14 protein-coding genes and 1 pseudogene are annotated in these 16,446 nt (G+C 72.0%); 5 read left to right on the forward strand and 10 right to left on the reverse strand.

Going from position 1 to position 16,446, the window contains the following annotated elements; all coding sequences use genetic code 11:
* Nucleotides 1-2: 2 nt before the first annotated feature.
* Together AB0B14_RS21850 and AB0B14_RS21855 are read right to left on the reverse strand one after the other, a co-directional pair.
* On the reverse strand, nucleotides 3-2,942 hold the full coding sequence (locus AB0B14_RS21850; RefSeq protein WP_357523836.1) for a DUF87 domain-containing protein: 2,940 nt from the start codon (nucleotides 2,940-2,942) through the stop codon (nucleotides 3-5).
* Nucleotides 2,939-5,095: a hypothetical protein gene (locus AB0B14_RS21855; RefSeq protein ID WP_357523838.1), complete on the reverse strand. Its 2,157-nt coding sequence runs from the start codon at nucleotides 5,093-5,095 to the stop codon at nucleotides 2,939-2,941. The genes AB0B14_RS21850 and AB0B14_RS21855 overlap by 4 nt, the downstream gene beginning before the upstream one ends.
* 73 nt (nucleotides 5,096-5,168) lie before the next feature.
* Here AB0B14_RS21855 and AB0B14_RS21860 point away from each other — a divergent pair, with 73 nt between their 5' ends.
* Nucleotides 5,169-5,408, forward strand: coding sequence for a hypothetical protein (locus AB0B14_RS21860; RefSeq protein WP_357523840.1), 240 nt, complete (start codon nucleotides 5,169-5,171; stop codon nucleotides 5,406-5,408).
* Between the two features lie 3 nt (nucleotides 5,409-5,411).
* Here AB0B14_RS21860 and AB0B14_RS21865 read toward each other — a convergent pair whose 3' ends face one another.
* Entirely contained in the window at nucleotides 5,412-8,021 is a 2,610-nt protein-coding gene (locus AB0B14_RS21865; protein WP_357067438.1) for a LuxR family transcriptional regulator, read from the reverse strand.
* Between the two features lie 187 nt (nucleotides 8,022-8,208).
* Complete coding sequence (locus AB0B14_RS21870) at nucleotides 8,209-8,943, reverse strand: NAD(P)H-binding protein (protein WP_357523842.1); 735 nt, start codon at nucleotides 8,941-8,943, stop codon at nucleotides 8,209-8,211.
* A gap of 126 nt (nucleotides 8,944-9,069) precedes the next feature.
* On the opposite strand from AB0B14_RS21870, the gene AB0B14_RS21875 reads away from it, so the two are divergent.
* Nucleotides 9,070-9,552, forward strand: coding sequence for an Rrf2 family transcriptional regulator (locus AB0B14_RS21875; protein ID WP_357067443.1), 483 nt, complete (start codon nucleotides 9,070-9,072; stop codon nucleotides 9,550-9,552).
* A 6-nt stretch (nucleotides 9,553-9,558) separates the two neighbouring features.
* Here AB0B14_RS21875 and AB0B14_RS21880 read toward each other — a convergent pair whose 3' ends face one another.
* Entirely contained in the window at nucleotides 9,559-11,112 is a 1,554-nt protein-coding gene (locus AB0B14_RS21880) for a glycosyltransferase family 39 protein (RefSeq protein ID WP_357523844.1), read from the reverse strand.
* A 122-nt stretch (nucleotides 11,113-11,234) separates the two neighbouring features.
* On the opposite strand from AB0B14_RS21880, the gene AB0B14_RS21885 reads away from it, so the two are divergent.
* Nucleotides 11,235-12,266: an aldo/keto reductase gene (locus AB0B14_RS21885; protein WP_357067447.1), complete on the forward strand. Its 1,032-nt coding sequence runs from the start codon at nucleotides 11,235-11,237 to the stop codon at nucleotides 12,264-12,266.
* Entirely contained in the window at nucleotides 12,263-12,769 is a 507-nt protein-coding gene (locus AB0B14_RS21890; protein WP_357067449.1) for a DUF664 domain-containing protein, read from the forward strand. Before AB0B14_RS21885 ends, AB0B14_RS21890 begins: the two co-directional genes overlap by 4 nt.
* 86 nt (nucleotides 12,770-12,855) lie before the next feature.
* Here the strand turns inward: AB0B14_RS21890 and AB0B14_RS21895 are convergent, their stop codons facing one another.
* Nucleotides 12,856-13,284 (reverse strand): VOC family protein, encoded by a 429-nt coding sequence (locus tag AB0B14_RS21895; protein WP_357523940.1) that lies wholly within the window; start codon nucleotides 13,282-13,284, stop codon nucleotides 12,856-12,858.
* A gap of 54 nt (nucleotides 13,285-13,338) precedes the next feature.
* Nucleotides 13,339-13,716, reverse strand: a pseudogene (locus tag AB0B14_RS21900) (Tn3 family transposase); the annotation flags it as partial.
* A 459-nt stretch (nucleotides 13,717-14,175) separates the two neighbouring features.
* Between AB0B14_RS21900 and AB0B14_RS21905 the strand changes: the two are divergent.
* Nucleotides 14,176-14,670, forward strand: a complete 495-nt coding sequence (locus AB0B14_RS21905) for a CAP family protein (protein WP_357523846.1) — start codon at nucleotides 14,176-14,178, stop codon at nucleotides 14,668-14,670.
* An 88-nt stretch (nucleotides 14,671-14,758) separates the two neighbouring features.
* Here AB0B14_RS21905 and AB0B14_RS21910 read toward each other — a convergent pair whose 3' ends face one another.
* The 3 genes from AB0B14_RS21910 to AB0B14_RS21920 form a co-directional block, all read right to left on the reverse strand.
* Nucleotides 14,759-15,676, reverse strand: a complete 918-nt coding sequence (locus AB0B14_RS21910; RefSeq protein WP_357523848.1) for an SDR family NAD(P)-dependent oxidoreductase — start codon at nucleotides 15,674-15,676, stop codon at nucleotides 14,759-14,761.
* Between the two features lie 131 nt (nucleotides 15,677-15,807).
* Nucleotides 15,808-16,053 (reverse strand): flavin reductase, encoded by a 246-nt coding sequence (locus tag AB0B14_RS21915; RefSeq protein WP_357523850.1) that lies wholly within the window; start codon nucleotides 16,051-16,053, stop codon nucleotides 15,808-15,810.
* On the reverse strand, nucleotides 16,053-16,349 hold the full coding sequence (locus AB0B14_RS21920) for a hypothetical protein (protein WP_357523852.1): 297 nt from the start codon (nucleotides 16,347-16,349) through the stop codon (nucleotides 16,053-16,055). Before AB0B14_RS21920 ends, AB0B14_RS21915 begins: the two co-directional genes overlap by 1 nt.
* Nucleotides 16,350-16,446 lie beyond the last annotated feature (97 nt).

A 16,446-nucleotide genomic window follows, 5' to 3' on the forward strand; every position in this document is an offset into this window, starting at 1 on the left:
GATCATTTCTCCTCTGGCTGGCGGTCTCGGGGCACGAGATGCAGGAGCGTCCAATTGGCGTCGGTGAACCAGCCCAGCGCGGCGGCGGCGCGGTCGTCCCAGCTCTCACCGTCGGCGACGATGCCCCCGATGACCGCCTCGATCGCCGACGGGCGCAGCGTCCCGAACGTCACCGCGTCACGGGTCCTCTGCTCCCGGTCGTCCTGCGCGACCCAGGCCGCCACGGCCTGCAACTGGTGGTAGCAGTGGTCGCCGGGAATCGAGCGCCCGAAGCGGTGCTCCCAGACCGCCGAGTCCGGGTGGCGGTCCTCCCCGGCCTTCGACCAGTCCAGCTCCTGCTTGACCGGCGCCCAGCGGTAGGGCATCCCGATGAAGCCCCAGTCGTCGTCGGGGCAGTGGTTGGCGCCGTCCTGGGCCACCGAGTCGCGCAGCACCGAGACGCAGTGGTGGGCCAGGTCATCGGCAGCGGTGTCCGGCTGGAGTTGCCCGGACCGTACGGCGACCGCGTCGTCGACGGCGTGGGCGAGCGCGCAGTCGAGCAGTCGAGGGTCGAGGTCGGCGAGGAGGCGGCGCTCACCCGGGGTCAGCGTCGGGTTGAGCTGGTTCGCCAGATGCGCGAACACGGTCAACTCGGTGAGCAGTGTGAGCACCGGCCACTGCGCGAGCAGGCGGCGCGCGGCGGCCATCTCGCCGAGCGTGCACGCCCGATTCACACAGTGCCGCCCGCAGGTGACACCGCGGCGGCCGATCAGACCGTCCACCGGCGCGACCGCGCCGCGCGCCGATTCGGCGGCACGGCCGTCGGGGATCGCCACCAGCACGGGGCGGTCCATGCCGTCGGTGAACACCGCGCTCTCACCGCTGTTGAGTGACACCACCGACCGCGTCTGGTCCCGGTCGAGATTCATCGTCGCGCCGACGCTGCGGCGGTCGTCCTCGGCCGGCAGGCGGTGCACGACCTTCACCGCGGTGTTCTTGATGACGTCCGGAATGAGTTTGCTCGGGATCTGCTCGACCACGACAAGCGCCTCGCCGTACGCGCGGACCTCGGCGAGCAGTGCCGCGAACATCTCCACGCCCTTGGCCGCCACGCCCGCCTTGTCGCCCTCGGGCCGGCGCAGTAGGCGGTGCGCCTCCTCGATGACTGTGAGGTGGTGCAACTCGTTGCCCGTGTTGTCGCCGCGCAGCAGCCGAAGGTGCTCGGTGAGCTGGATGAGCAGCGCGCCCATGAGGAATGCCTTGTCCGCGTCGTCGCCGACGTCCTCGATCTCGAACACGACCCGGCTGCGCAACAGCCGCTCGAAGTCCAGCGGATGACCGCCCTGGAAGAAGCGGCCGGTGGTGCCCAGGCGCAGGCTCGACAGCCGGGTGGTGATGAAGCCGTGCACGTCGGCGGCCATTTCCCTGCCGTAGCCGAGGCCCGCAACGACCTCCGTCGCGACCCGCTGTAGGTCGGCGAGTGTGGGATAACGTGGCCGCGCGCCGTCGCGGGTGGGCGTGCCGACCACGAGGTCCCAGCCGAGATCCTCATACGAGCGAGTCAGCGCAGCGGCGAGGATCTGGGGGAAAGGCTCGTGCGGTTCGAACGCTGTGAGAAACAGGGCGCGCATGAGGTCCAGGTGGGTCTGCAACGGGAAGCGGCGCAGCGTACCCGCGGCGGTGTGGACGGCCGCCGGCACGAGTGGGTTGAACCCGGCCGGCGGCACCGAGGGGTCACCCGGGCGGATCACCACGACATCGTGGTCGCCGCCCAGGGAGCGCAGCCGGCTCGCCATTCGCCGGTACTCGGCCTTGGCCGGCTCGATCACCAGCCACGGCAGTCCCAGCCGGGTCACCTCGGTGAGCAGGTGTCGGACGGTCCAGGATTTGCCGCTGCCGGTCGCGCCGCAGACGAATGTGTGCCGGTTCAGCGACTCCGTGCTGACCTCAAGCCCACCGACCCGCGCGTACGCCGTGTCGAGCACGTGACCGAGCAGCAGTGCACCCGCGGCCGGGCCCGTCGGCGGCCGCTCAGGCGTCACGTCGAACCGGTGCGGCTCGGTCACCCGGATCCCGCTCACCTCGCGGCGTGGCGGCCGGGTCAACGCGACCAACAGGTCCGTGCTCGCCACGAACGCGGCGCGCCCGTCCCCCGGGTGCTCGGCCGGGCCGGCCGGGAACATCGTGTACGGCTGGTCGGCCAGGTCCGCGGCCGCACACAGCACACCCGCCGTACGCTGCGCCGCGGCCCGGGTCCCCGCCCCGACCAGCACCCGGATCCGCCAGACGTGGCCGTTCTGGGAGCGGGACAGCTCGCGGTGCCGGGCCTGCTTGCGTTCCAGCTCGACCCGCTTCGCCTCGCCGACCTCGCCCCGTGACAGCGGCAGGATCTCGCTCACCAACCGGTCCAGGTGGGGCTGCACCTCCGGTGGGCGCAACGGCTCGGCGACCACCACCCAGGCGAACGGCTCGCGCAGGTGCGCCACGTGCTGCTGGAACGACCCCCGGCGGCGTTGCCCGGGCACCGACTTCGACGACGCCGGCGCCCACAGCGCGTCCGGCCGCCCGGCGGCCAGCTCCCAGTGCGGGAAGTTCAGCAACACGGACTCGGCTCCGGCGGGCAGCGGAAACGCCCGCGCGCCGGGCGGGAACAGCAGTTCCGGGGGCCGTCCGCCCGGCTCGGCGGGCTCCACGACCAGCGGCAGGCGAGGCCGGCCGCCGAGCAGGAAGCGCACCTGGCCGGTCTCGTCACGGGCCCACGCCGCCAGCAGTGCCGGGGCCGGGCCGCCGGCCGCGAGCAGTGTCGAGTGGGCGCCGCCGAGTGCGGCCAGCACCGCGCCGTCCGCGTCGTCCGGTGGTACGGGCCGCTGACCGTCCTGTGGCGGTTGCTCGCGGCGGTCGGCGGCCGGGACCTCCGTGACCTGACGGAACTCGATGCCCGACCAGGGCGTCGGGCCGGTCAAGGCGTGACCCGGGGCGGCGCCATCGTGCCCGAGACGCGGTCCGACAAGCAGATCGGCGGGTAGCAGTTGGCCATGACGACCTGCCGGCCGCCGGTGGAACTGTCGACGAGGATGAACTCGGTGGTGTCCATGCCGAGGATCGCCTGTGGCTCGGTGATGAACTCGTACACCCGGGCGGTGGTGGTCGAGGAGCCGAGGTTTTCCGCAGTCGACCAGGAGCGGTTGCCGGCCCAGGTGTGCCCGCGGGAATCGGAGAGCCCGCTTGAGGACTTCAGGAATGACTTGGACGAGTTGGTGCCGGCGTTGGTGGTCGCGGAGAAACTGTCGCCGCCGCCGTCGCTGAACGTCCGGCCCTCGGAGTGGCTGAGCTGGTTGACGACAAACCTGTAGCCCTTGCCGATGAACTCGGCGGCGATGTTCGCGTCCTTGTGGTTGTACATCTTCATGATGCACACCGCGCCACCGGTACCCACGATCTTCTCCAGGTCGTCCTGGGGCTGATCGAGGAAGAGCACGAGCCGTACGCCCGCCACCCGGGCCTGCTCGGACAGCGCCCGCACGGCTGAGCCGCCGAGCCGGTCGGCGCCGATCACCACGAGCTGACGGCCGCGCAGGGTGTTGTCCGCGATCGCGTGGCGTACCAGCTGGAGCAGCAGCCGGTCGATGAGCTCCTTGCGGTCGTCCTTGCCGCCGGGCGTGGCAAGCACCGACACGTCAAGCCGAGCCCACAGTGGACGCGCGCCGCCCGGCGCGACGTCGTGCAGCAGGTCGAGGTGCGCGGCCCACAGCCGTAGCTGCCGTCCGGTCCAGTCGTTCTGGTCGATGTCGCCGATGCTGGCCACCAGTCGCTCGAGCTCCGTCGGTGTCAGCAGCTCGGTTTCCGCGCCACGGCGCAGCACGCGCAGCCCGGCGGCCAGCCGGGCGAGCGTCACCGGCCGGTCCAGGCTTGCGAGCACCGTGCGCAGCACCTCGACGGCCAGCACCCGCTCGTGCAACTGCTCGCCGCCGCCGGAGCGGCCGGCCGCGTCCGGGCGGTCGGTGAGGACGTAGGCCAGACTGTCGGCGATCTCGTCGTTGGTGAGGCCGGTGAACAGGTCGAAGTCGGTCGCACCGTCCAGGACGGCCCAGCGGGTGTCCAACCCGCGCGCGGCCGCCAGCCGGACCAACTCGCCGCCCACCTCCTGCCCGGTCAGGTCGAGCACCGCCAACCGATGCCCGGCGGACAGCAGCGACGTACCGAGCAGGACGAGCAGGCAGGCCCAGCCGTAGCGGGCCGGGTCGCCGCCGATCACATCGACCCTCGCCGGTTCCGACACCGGGCGCACCGGGTACCACTGCGGTCCGCTCTGCTGCCGTGCCTGCGCCTGCCGGGACGCCTTGGCCGCGTCGTCGTGGCGCCGCTTGGCGTCCGTCCACTCCCGCAGCGCCTGGTCGTGCCGTTGTCTCTCGGCCTTACGCAGAGCCACGTAGGGCTGCTTGAACCGGTCGAGGTCCGCGTTCGTGCGCCGGACCTGGGCGAGTGCGCCCAGCACCCACAGCGCGAGCAGGAGACCGGCCGCGGGCAGCGCGTAGCCGTACACCTTCATCGCGTCGCCGCCGCCGTAGCCCGACACGGTGCTCTCGATCGTCACCTGGTAGACGCCGAACGCGAGGAACATCAGCACCGCGAGGGTCGAGCGCACCACGACCTTGCGCATCGCCCCGGCCCGCCGCCCGTAGAGCGCACTCGCGTCGGGGTGCGGCGGGTCGACCCACACCGGCTTGGGTCCGAGGGTCGCCAGCGACGCCGACGGTACGGCCTCGACCAGGTCCGCGGCCTGCCAGCCCCATCGCTGCGGCGGCTGGAACAGCCGTGGCGCGAACAGCGCGGGCCAGTCGTCGCGGGCCGCCGTCCGCGTCCTCGTGTTCGGCTGGGCCGGTGCGCCGGTCCACGCCTGTGCTCGCGCCTCCGTGCGCGTGGCCCGCGGCGGGGTGCCGCCCTCGCGGTAACTCTTCGCCGCGGCCCGGCCGGCCGTCTTCGCCTGCGCCTCGGTCGCGCCGCTCGCCCGGGCGTCGATCGCGGCGCGGGCCGCGACGTCGATCTCGTTGCTGTCCCCGCTGACTACCACATCGGCGAAGTAGCGATGCCAGTCGTCCACCATGGCTGTCAGCATCGAGCCGGGCACCGCCAGGGGTCACGAGTAGCGGCGTACTCGAATCGCCGCGCGTCCGGGTGGAGTGCTACTCGTGCGGATGACGGCCTGCGGGACGAACATGGGCGGTATGGACTTTGCGGATCGACGGGCGGAGGCCCTGCGGCAGCTGCCTGCGGCGTATGAGCTCGGGCTGCGGCTGCACGACGCAGGCGAGCCCGACGACGTTATCGCGCGGCGGCTCGGCGTGGAGCCAGAGGCGGTCGGCCCGCTGCTGGCGGTAGCCGAGGCGAAACTTGAGGGCATTTTCGGCCGGACGCCCACCGGGCAGTAACGCTCAGGCGCCCCGCAGCCGGTCTCCGAACTCGGCGCGGTTGCTGGTGCCGAGCTTGGCGCTTGCCCGGTACAGGTGTCCCTCGATCGTGCGCACCGAGACGACGAGCCGATCGGCGATCGCCCGGTTGGACAGGCCCTCGGCCGCGAGCGTGACGATCTCGCGCTCCCGGTCGGTGAGCGGCAGCGGGCGGGCGAGGGCCAGGCCCGGCGTGCGGGCACCCTCGGACTCTTCGGCCAGCCGGTGGGCTCGGGCGGCGGCGGTATCGGCGGTGACGTCCTGGTGCCGGCGCCGGTACGCGGCGGCGGCGTGGCTCGTCGCGTCGGCGGCGGCTGGCCGGTCACCCATCTCCTCCAGCCGGACGGATGCCGTGCGCAGTGCGTCACCGTCGTCGGCGGCCAGCGCGGCGGCGTGCTCGGCCGCGGCCGGCGCCCGTGGGCCGTTGACCACCGTCGCGAGCTCGGCCAGCCGGGCGGCCACCGTCCGGTCGCCGAACCGCACCGCCGCATGCAGCGCCAGCACCTCGTAGCCGGGATGCCCCCGGGTCGCGGCAAGCACCGCGCTGTCCCGGGCCAGCCGGACCGCTTCGGTGAGCGAGCCCTCCGCGGCCGACACCCACGCGTGGGCCAGCAGAACCTCGGGGTCGCAGAACGCGAAGCTGGGATGCCGCTGCTCCTCCAGCCACCCGAGCGCCTGCCGGGCCGCCGGCGCGTCCCCCGCCATGGCGAGGGCGTGAGTCAGGCTGAGCAGGGTGCGGAAGCTGTACCCTTCGGTGTCGACGTTCGCGAACCCGGCCCACGCCTCACGCAGGTTGCGGATTGCCGTCCGTAGGCGGCCCTGGTAGCGCGCGGCGTGTCCGAGCAGCGCGACCCCGCGCAGTCGGGAGTGGCCCGGCATGTCGGCCGCCCGCCGGTAGTGCAGCTGGGCGAGGCCGTCCATCTCACCCAGGTAACCGGCGAGGTGCAGCGCGGACAGGTGGATGTCGCACAGCCCGAATGCGCCGACCGCGGTGCCGACGGACTGCGGGGCGGCAGCGTATGCCCGAGCCGCGATCGGGCCGATCTCGTTGGCCCGGCCGAGCACCCCGAGGCCGACGGTGACGCCGTACGAGGCGAGCAGGATGCCCACGTCGGGCAGGTCGGGTACGGCAAGCGCCGCCACCGAGGCCGTCACGCCGGGCTCGGCCGGTCGGCCGAGGAAGACGTCGATCACAGCCTGGGCGACGGCGACCACGTGCAGACTGGTCCGGTTCGTCGCGGTCGCGACCCCGGCCAGCACCGCCTCGGCCCGCCCTGGGCTACGCCCGGGCCAGAACAGGTTCGCCACCCGAGGCACTGCGATCGTGAGCTGTTCCTCGACGCTGCCGGCCCGCTCGGCCAGCGCCGCGAACTCGATCTCGGCGTCGGCGCCGCGGTTGAGCCACGACAGGGCCAGCGCCAGGGTCTGCCGCGCCTCGGTCCCACCGCCCGAGTCGGTCGCGGCCCGGGCAAGCCGCTCGGCGGCGGCGATGTCCAGCAGCCGGATCGCGTCGCGGGCGGCCAGGGTGAGCAGACGGGGGTCCGGCGGCAGGTCCGACTCCACCGTCAACATGGCCCGGCGCAGCGTGTCATCGGCCCGGCGCCCGCCGGTGCCAGCCAGTGCCGTGGCGATCTCGCCCCGCATCCGCCGGGCTCGCAGTTGGCCGATCCCGGCGCGGCGGACCTCCCCGTACAGCGGGTGTGCGAGTCGGGCCTGCCAGCGCCGCCCGTCCGGGCGCAGCTCGACGAGCCCACGGATCTCAGCCTCCTCGACCTGGCCCGAGCCAGTCAGCGCGGCCAGCACCGGCACCCCGAGCGGCTCGCTCAGCGCCAGCACGTCGACGACGTCGACGAGTCCCTCCGGCAGGGCACCCATCCGAGCCCGGATCAGGTCGGTCAGGCCCGCCGACATCGCCGGCCGCCCCGACCAGCGCCACACGCCGTTCGTCGCCGCCAGGTGCCCGGCCGCCAGTTCGTCGTCGACGAGTTGGCGCAGGAACAACGTGTTGCCCCGGGCCAGCGCCCACAGCCGCCGGACGGCGTGGCTGTCCACCGGCCCGCCGACCACGGACTCCAGCAGCCCGGTGGTCTCGGCCTCGGAGAGCGGCTGCACCTCCAGCCGCTCCAGGTGCCCGTCCTTCCAGAGTCTCGTGACGGCGTCCGGCGCCGGCTCGCCGCTGCGCAGGGTCAACACGACCGGCGCAGCCGCACTCATCACCAGCTCGTGCACGACAAGCGCGGACAACTCGTCAAGCAGGTGTGCGTCGTCGACCACGACCACCACGCCCGCCTGTGCGCCGGTGAGCAGCGCGGTGATTGTCGCGCTGACCAGGCGGGTCGGGCCTGGCTCGATGTCGCCGAGCACGCTGGCGAACGCACCGAGCGGCAGGCTCTGGGCCGAGGCGTTGCCGGTGACCCAGCGTGGGCTCACACCGCGGGTGGCGAGGATGTCGAGCGCCTCCCGCGCGAGCCGTGTCTTGCCAACCCCGGCTGCCCCGGCGAGCACCACGCCACGCGGCCCGGAGGAGCGCCGGCTGGCGGCAGCGATGTACCGCAGTTCCTCGGCCCGTCCGGTGAGCGGCCACCGCCGGCTCATGACATCGGCACTGTAGACAGCTCCATTCCGGAACAGAAACCAACATCCGTCAAGAACGCAATCGAATAGCCGACGGTAAAGGAGGGCAGGGCGGTGGCGGTGGCGGCGGTACCGGTGGTGAGGTGGGCGCCCCGAGTCGACGATCGTCTCGGGGCGCTGTCACCCGCCGTTCGGTTCGGAGCCGGGGTCAGCGTGCGAGCCACTCCCGGTAGGCGGTGGGTGCGATGACGGCGTCGTCGGCGGCGACGAGGGCCGCACCGGGTGCGGCGGCGAACATGCCGGCGCTGTCGTCGGTGGTGACGGTGCGCTTGTCACCGCGTGCGGCCAGCGTGATCCGCCCCAGCTCGTCGAGGGTGAAGACGTCGGGCCCGGCGACGTTGCGGACGCCGCGCAGGGGTGCGCCCATGCTGACCTGGGCGACGGCCTGCGCCACGTCGGCGGCGGCCATCGGCTGCACGGGGGTACGGGGCAGCCGGACGGTGGTGTCGTCGGCCGTCCAGGACAGGATCGCCTCGACGAACTCGAAGAACTGGGTGGCGCGGACGATCGAGTACGGGACGGGACCGGCCTTGAGGATGTCCTCCTGGAGGACCTTGGCGCGGTAGTAGGCCAGGTCGGGCACCTGGTCGACGCCGACGATGGAGAGCACCACCGCGTGACCGACACCCGCGCGGGCGGCTGCGTCCAGGAGGTTGTCCATGGTCGTCTGGAAAAAGGCGGGGGAGGCGTCGTCGAAGGTCGGCGAGTTCGTCAGGTTGACGACGACCTCGGCGCCGGTGAGGGCGTCGGCCAGGCCCTGCCCGGTGAGCAGGTCCACCCCGGTGGAGAGCGAGAGTGGCACCGCGTCGTGCCCTGCCGCCTGCAAGATCTTGACGACCTGTGACCCGATGAGGCCGGTCCCGCCCAGTACGGCGATCTTCATAACCATGCACCTTCCCGTGACTGTGAGGTCCGACCGCTGAGGTTCAGCCGATACTCGGACCTCTCTTGTCCGAGAACTATACTCGGACACAGTGAGTCCGAGTAGCGGTGTGACTAGGGTGACGACATGAAGATGTCCGGCGGGGTCGAGTGGGCCCTGCACTGCTGCGTGGTGCTGACGGCCAGCCGCACACCCGTTTCGGCGGCCAAACTGGCGGAACTGCACGACGTCTCCGGCAGCTACCTCGCCAAGCAGCTCCAGGCCCTGGCCCGCGCCGGCCTGATCCACTCCGTGCAGGGCAAGTCGGGCGGCTACGTGCTGACCCGCGCACCGCAGAGCATCACCCTGCTCGACGTGGTCCAGGCCATCGACGGCCCCGGCCCGACCTTCGTCTGCACCGAGATCCGCCAGCGCGGCCCGTTCGCGACGCCGGCCGACGCCTGCACCACGCCGTGCCCGGTCGCCCGCGCCATGTGGGCGGCCGAGGACGCGTGGCGCCAGGCACTCGCCGCCGTCACGATCGCCGACCTCGCCGGCGACGTCGACGCGACCTCCGGCCCCGAGGCACTGGCCGGCATCCAGGCCTGGTTGACAGGCGGCACGGGCTGACCACGCTCAGCCCGTGTGGCGTACCTCGCTGTCCCAGATCTGCGCCCACGGACGCCGCAGCCCTCGGCACACGTGGATCGGGCCGTCGTTCTCGTCGTTCTCCACCTCGACCCGCTGGTCCACCCGCCCGGCGAGCGCGCACTCGTCGAACCAGGCGGTCAGCGGGTCGGCACGCTCCCAGCCGACCGCGATGACCACGTCCGCGCTGGCTGGCGGCTGACCGAAGTCGGCCATGCTGTTGTGCCCCGAGTAGGCCCGGGGCAGCTCACGGGTCGGACCGTAGCGGGCCAGCGCGCCGGCCTCGCCGTAGTTGTCGGTCAGGATGACCGCCCGGGAGCGCTCCTCGGGCGTCAGCCCACGATGGACGGCGGCCACCGAGTCGGCGAACGCCGGCCAGCCGATCGTCTCACCGGCGTCGTAGTTGACGTCGACCACGAACCCGGGCAACCGCTCGGCCGGCAGCACCGGCAGCAACAGCACGATGTTGGGCAGCAGCAACGGCACCACGCCGAGCGCGAGCAGCCCCCGACGCAGCCGGACCGACCCTCGCGACGCCCACGCGACCGTCACCACCGCACCGGCGGCGGTGAGCACCAGCAGCAGCGGCGCGTCGTAGTAACCCTTGCCACCGGCGATCAACACGATGCCGAACACGACCAACCAGGCCCAGCCCACCGCCCGGTAGGCCCGCCACGCCGGGCGGCGCAGCAGCGCGACGAGGCCGGCGATCCAGATCGGTACGGCGTACGGGCTGATGATGACGAACTGGAGGGTGAACGCGTCGAGGCGGCCACTGTAGGAGCTGTCACCGTCGGAGATGGAGGCTGCCACGCCGAGCTGCGGGAAGCCGTGCGCCGCCTGCCAGATCAGGTTGGGTGCGGCCAGCAGCACGGCGACCCCGGCGGCGGCGAGCACCCACCTGTCGCGCAGCAGCCGACGGGGCCCGGCGATGAGCACCCCGGCGATCAGGCCCACGGCCAGCAGCGCGGGCAGCACCTTGCTGAGCATGCCCACGCCGAGCGCCAGCCCGATGCCCAGCGCCCAGCGGCTGTCGCCGGAGCGCAACAACCGCACCGCGCACCACGCCGCGGCCAGCCAGACCAGCAGGTCGACGGTGGTGGTGCTGAGCAGGTGCCCGCTGGCGAGCACGATGCCGGACAGTGCGGCCAGCACCGCCGCGCAGGTCTGGGCGCCCCGACCGGCGCCCCACTCGCGGGCGATGGCGGCGACCAGCAGGACCGCCCCGCCGGCCAGCAACGCCGACGGGGTGCGCAGGATCACCAGGTTGCCCGGCGCGATCGTGTCCAGGAGGCGGGCGAGCACCGGGACCAGCGGGCCCTGGTCGACGTAGCCCCAGTCGAGGTGTCGGCCGGCGAGCAGGAAGTACAACTCGTCGCGGTGATAGCCGTAGCGGCCGGCGAGCAGCAGCAGGACCACACTCGTCGCCAGGGCCACCAGCCACGGCCCGCGCGTGGGCGCACCGGGCTCCGGTGGCAGCGTCGGCGGTGCCGTCTGGGCTGGACGCTGCGGCCGGTCGGTGTCGATCGCGGGCTCGCTCATGCGCACATGATGACGGGCGGGCCGGCCGCGCGGGTGCCCGTGGCAGGCTCCGGCGGCCTGCCCGTGCAGGTGGGCGAGCCGGGTGCGAAGATCGGCTTCTGGACTCGGACCGAAAGGACGATATGCGCTATCGCACTCTGGGCGGCACCGGCACGGTGGTGTCGACCCTGTGTCTGGGCACGATGACTTTCGGTGCGGAGACCGACGAGGCCGGCAGCTTCGCCCAACTGGACCGGTTCGTCGAGGCCGGGGGCACCTTCCTGGACACCGCCGACGTCTACTCCACAGGTGTCTCCGAGAGCATCGTCGGGCGCTGGCTGCGGGCCCGGCCCGACCTACGCGACCGACTGGTGATCGCCACCAAGGGGCGGTTCCCGATGGGCCCGGGGGCGAACGACGCCGGTCTGTCCCGGGTGCACCTCACCCGCGCCCTGGACGCCAGCCTGCGTCGGCTCGGCGTCGAGGCCGTCGACCTCTACCAGGCGCACGCCTGGGACCCGCTCACCCCACTGCCGGAGACGCTGCGGTTCTTCGACGACGCGGTACGCGCCGGCAAGATCCACTACGCGGGGGTCAGTAACTTCACCGGTTGGCAGTTGCAGAAGGCCGCCCTGCTCACCCAGCACCTCAACCTCACCCCGATCGTGACCCTGCAACCGCAGTACAACCTGCTGGCCCGGGAGATCGAGTTCGAGCTGGTGCCGGTCTGCGAGAACGAGGGCATCGGCATCCTGCCGTGGTCGCCGTTGGGTGGTGGCTGGCTGACCGGCAAGTACCAGCGCGACAGCACGCCCACCGGCGCGACCCGGCTCGGTGAGAACCCGCAGCGCGGCGTGGAGGCGTACGCCGGTCGCAACGCCGAGGAGCGCACCTGGCGGGTGCTCGACGCGGTCGGCCGGGTCGCCAAGGAACGTGGCGTGTCCCGGTCGGCGGTGGCGTTGGCGTGGCTGGCGGCCCGACCGGCGGTCACCTCGGTGATCCTCGGCGCGCGCACCAGCGAGCAGCTCGACGACAACCTGACCGCCGCGGACCTGGTCCTCGACGCCGAGCAGATGCGGTTGCTCGACGAGGCCAGCGCCCCGCTGGTGGGTGACTACCCGTACGGCGGGGCGGGTGTGCGCCAGCGTGCCCGCGACCTGCCGACCGGGTCGTGATCCCCTTTCCCGAGCCGACCGACCCGGCCGGCAGCCGCACCGAGGTCTTCCTGCGCTACCTGGACTACTTCCGCGAGTCCATGGTGGCCAGGGTGTCGGCGTTGGCCGAGTCGGAGCTGCGGCGCAGCCGGCTGCCGTCCGGGTGGACCCCGCTGGAGTTGCTCACGCATCTGCGGCACGTCGAGCGGCGCTGGATCGAGTGGGGTTTCCAGGGCCGGGACGTCGCGCAGCCGTGGGGCGACCGCCGCGCGGATCGCTGGTACGTCGCCCCCGACGAGACGCGGGAGGACCTGGTGGCGGCGCTGCGGGCGCAGGGCGCGCACACCACGGCGGTGGTGACGGCGCACGACCTGGCAGACGTCGGCGCGCCGGGGGAGCGCTGGAACGGCGCGGCCCCGGCGTCGCTGGAGCGGGTGCTGTTCCACCTGGTCCAGGAGTACGCCCGCCACCTCGGTCACCTCGACGTGGTCGCCGAGCTCGCCGGGGGACCGACCGGAGAGTGACGCCGCCGCCTCGGGGCCAGGGGCGTCGGCCCCTCTTTATGGCGACTGCACCGGTCGATTTGCGAGGGTGTCGCGTTCGCGGCCACTCAGTCGAGACAGAACTCGTTGCCCTCGATGTCCTGCATCGGGATGCACGCATCATTGCCGTCATACAGCGTTTGCACGTGTACCGCGCCAAGCGGGACCAGCCGTGCACACTCGGCCTCAAGTGCGGCGAGGCGCTCTTCACCCACGAGTCCGGTGCCGACCCGCACGTCAAGATGCAGCCGGTTCTTGGCGCTTTTTCCTTCAGGGACGCGCTGGAAGTACAGTCGCGGTCCCACCCCTGAGGGGTCAACGCAGGCAAACCATGCGTCCTGTTGCTCAAGTGGCAGCGAGCGCTTGAAGTCATCCCACGTTGCAAACCCGTCTGGTGGCGGAGGTACGACGTACCCCAACACCTCGCACCAGAAGCGAGCGAGGCGCTCCGGTTCCGCGCAATCGAAGGTGACCTGGAACTGCTTGATCGATGCCATCGGCCCATAGTAGAAACGGGGTTCGCCGCTCCTGACCTGAGCGTGGTTCGGCCGGGCGTCGATGCTGCGCACCGGCACCACGAACCGGACCCCGTCGACCGCGGCGACCAGCCCACCACCCCATGCCTGCGCCAGGCCGATGCCGGCCTGGGCGTCGATGAGCACCGCGTTGGCCGCCGCGTAGGTGTCCGGGCGCAGGTAGTGCTGATCGACGTGGGCCAGCCGGCCCCGGGTCAGCGCCGGGATCTCGTCGTCGATCACTGGGGACAGTCCGACGTTGAGTGAGTGCGCCGTCAGCAGCGCCGCCACCGAGACGTGGAGGTCCGCCAGCCGGGCCCGGCCGCCGGTCACCGAGGTGAACGCCGCCGGGAAATCCGGGTGCCAGCTCATCACCTCCAGGATCTGCTCGGACAGATCCACCCGAAAGATCATGCCGCCGAGACGTTTGCGCAGGTTAGCGTGACTTTCCCGAACGTTAGTCCCCACGCCGCCTCGACGGTGACGACGACGAGGCGCGGGCGCAAGTCTCGAGGTCAACGTGGCGGGGTGCGAAATTGCCGTTGTGGCAGAGGACAGGAAATTCGCTGTCCCGCCACTGATGTCGTTCCGGGCCTGGCACAACGTGGCGCTGACGCCCACGTCCAAGCCCGGCTGCCCCGGTCACCTGGGGCGCTGCGGCCAGATTCGCCGCAGCGTCTCCGCACCGGTTCATCGGCGAGAGCCCGACTTGTCTCTCTGTCATTGTTCTGTCACCTTCAGTGACGGCCTTTTCGCGTTGGCGAATGGAAGGCTGCCGATGGCCGGCCAGCCCCGGTGCGAGCCGTCCAGGGCGAGCCACCCGCCAGGGGGCAGATCTCCCGCCGTTCGTCTTCCGAAGAAGGGTGTCACATCATGCGAGCTGGATTCTCCGATCGAACCAACGACGAGTTCCTGCAAGAGGTGCTGACCAAGGTCAACGAACTGCGGGCGCGGCACGGATCGTCGCCGCTCACCCTCGACCCGGAACTCGTGGAGTATGCGAAGTCGAGGGCGTCCTTCATGGCCGAGAAGACCAAGCTCACCCACGAGGACCTTCGACCGGACACCGGTGAGAACGCGTCGTGGGCGGGCGCCTCAACCGGCCCCACGGCGGGCTCGGGAACTGCCGCGGTGGACAACTGGTACGCCGAGCACAGCAACTACAACTTCGCCACGGGCGAACCCATCGACCCCGCGAAGCCCATCGGGCACTTCACCGCACTGGTCTGGAAGAACACCACGAAGCTCGGCGTAGGGCGGGTCGCCGGCCAGGGCACGAAGTGGTGGGAGACCTTCATCGTGGCCAACTTCTCGCTGCCCGGAAACGTGGAAGGCCAGTACGTGATGAACGTGGTGCCCGCGAGCTGACACACCGGTCCCTCGGGGCGGGGCGTACCGGCGAATGACCGGTGCGCCCCGGTCTGCGCCAGTCGCGCAGCAGACCGCCGGGGTGTTCTCAGCTGAGGAGCCCGACGGCCACGTCCCACAGCCGCTGCGCGTTGGCCGGATCGAGCGCGTACCGGGCGACGCCCGCGTAGTTCGCAGGCATCTCGTCGACCACCGGGGCCTCGGTGACGTCCTCGAAGTAGCGCCCGCCGACGCCGTCGACCAACGGCGAGCCCGCCAGCAGGGCGGTGGTCGCGGCGCCCTGCTCCGGGGTCTTGTGCTGTTCCTTGGGCGTTCGCAGCCCGCCGGTGTGCTTCTGGAGGCCGGTCGCGATGGCGCCCGGGTTCAGCGCGTTGGCGTAGATGCCCTCGCCGGACCAGCGCCGGGTCGCCTCGACGGCGAGCAGCACCTCCGCGGTCTTGGACTGCCCGTAGGCGAGGAACGGGTCGTACGGGCGGAATCGGAAGTGCGGGTCGTCGAAGATGACGGGGGAGAACAGGTGCCCGCTGGAGGCGACCGAGACGACGCGGGCGCCACCGGCGGCGGCCAACGCGTCGTGCAGCCCGAGGGTCAGCGCGAAGTGGCCCAGGTAGTTGGTGGCGAACTGCATCTCCCAGCCCTCGGCGGTGTGCTGCAGGTGCGGCAGCGCCATGATCCCGGCGTTGTTGACCAGGATGTGCAGGGGCTGGTCCCACCCGTCGACGAACCTGCGCACCGATCCCTGGTCGGCCAGGTCGAGTTCCCGGGCGCTGATGGCGGTGTTTCCCGTTGTCGCCGTGATGTCCGCGATGGCCGTTTCGGCGACGCTGGTGCGGCGGACCGCCAACACGACCTCCGCACCCGCGCCGGCGAGGGCACGGGCGGTCTCCACACCGATTCCGCCCGCGCCGCCGGTGATGATCGCGCGCCTGCCGGTCAGGTCCACCCCGGCGAGCACCTCGGCGGCGGTGGAGCTGAACCCGAACGGAGTCTCGACGCGCTGTGCCATGTGTCCCATTCCTCTCGTCGTGCCTGGTGACCCACTCTTCCCGCATCCCCCGGATTCAGGCTTGGTCCCGCTTTTCCTGGTAGTGGCAGGGCCAGGTTCGCGCGCGCGGGTGCGCCCGCCACACGGACTGCCTAGCGGGCCTCGGCCCAGCCGACGAAACGCGGGGTCAGGTCGGGCAGCGCGACGCCCGGGTTGAGTGCGGTGAGGTCGGCTTCGGCTGCCTCCTGCACTGTCGCCAGGTGCGCCAACAGGCCCGGCCGGTCCTCGCGGTACTCGCCGAGCAGGCGCAGCTTCGCGGCCGAGCACGGCCACAGGATGCCGCAGACCGGGCAGCGCCACGACGGGCGCAGTGGGAGGTGCTTGCGGCGTTCGGGCATCAGAGCGCCCGCACGGGGCCGGTGCGCCGGACCGGCGCGGGCGGGCGGGTCTCGTTGTTGCCCCGACGGGGGGCCCGGAACTGCACCTGCACGCCGTGGCGCCGTACGTACAGCTCGCGGCGTGCGATCGCTTCGCCCTTCGGGCTCAGCTCGTAGGCGTCCAGCCAGAGCCAGCCGTCGTAGGTGTGCCGGTCGGCTAGTTCCCGGATGACCCGTACGACGATCGGCTTGCTGAACTGCACGCTCGCGGCGGTGGTCAACCGGACCACGTCGCCGGCTCGCAGTGGGTCGGTCATCGCCGCTCCTCCGCTTGCTCGTCTGGCATCTGCTCTCCCCTTGCTTCCGTGGGAAGGGGCCCGCCGTGCCATCGGGGCGGCCCCCGCGTCGGGCGCT

It is taken from the genome of Micromonospora sp. NPDC049171 (assembly GCF_040648275.1).
Classification (GTDB): Bacteria; Actinomycetota; Actinomycetes; order Mycobacteriales; family Micromonosporaceae; genus Micromonospora.

Bases quoted from the DNA above. Each gene is read 5' to 3' on its own strand.
- AB0B14_RS21855 (WP_357523838.1), bottom strand. From the start codon at position 5,095: ATGCTGACAGCCATGGTGGACGACTGGCATCGCTACTTCGCCGATGTG.
- AB0B14_RS21865 (WP_357067438.1), bottom strand. From the start codon at position 8,021: ATGAGCCGGCGGTGGCCGCTCACCGGACGGGCCGAGGAACTGCGGTAC.
- AB0B14_RS21870 (WP_357523842.1), bottom strand. From the start codon at position 8,943: ATGAAGATCGCCGTACTGGGCGGGACCGGCCTCATCGGGTCACAGGTC.
- AB0B14_RS21875 (WP_357067443.1), top strand. From the start codon at position 9,070: ATGAAGATGTCCGGCGGGGTCGAGTGGGCCCTGCACTGCTGCGTGGTG.
- AB0B14_RS21880 (WP_357523844.1), bottom strand. From the start codon at position 11,112: ATGAGCGAGCCCGCGATCGACACCGACCGGCCGCAGCGTCCAGCCCAG.
- AB0B14_RS21885 (WP_357067447.1), top strand. From the start codon at position 11,235: ATGCGCTATCGCACTCTGGGCGGCACCGGCACGGTGGTGTCGACCCTG.
- AB0B14_RS21895 (WP_357523940.1), bottom strand. From the start codon at position 13,284: ATGGCATCGATCAAGCAGTTCCAGGTCACCTTCGATTGCGCGGAACCG.
- AB0B14_RS21905 (WP_357523846.1), top strand. From the start codon at position 14,176: ATGCGAGCTGGATTCTCCGATCGAACCAACGACGAGTTCCTGCAAGAG.
- AB0B14_RS21910 (WP_357523848.1), bottom strand. From the start codon at position 15,676: ATGGCACAGCGCGTCGAGACTCCGTTCGGGTTCAGCTCCACCGCCGCC.
- AB0B14_RS21915 (WP_357523850.1), bottom strand. From the start codon at position 16,053: ATGCCCGAACGCCGCAAGCACCTCCCACTGCGCCCGTCGTGGCGCTGC.
- AB0B14_RS21920 (WP_357523852.1), bottom strand. From the start codon at position 16,349: ATGACCGACCCACTGCGAGCCGGCGACGTGGTCCGGTTGACCACCGCC.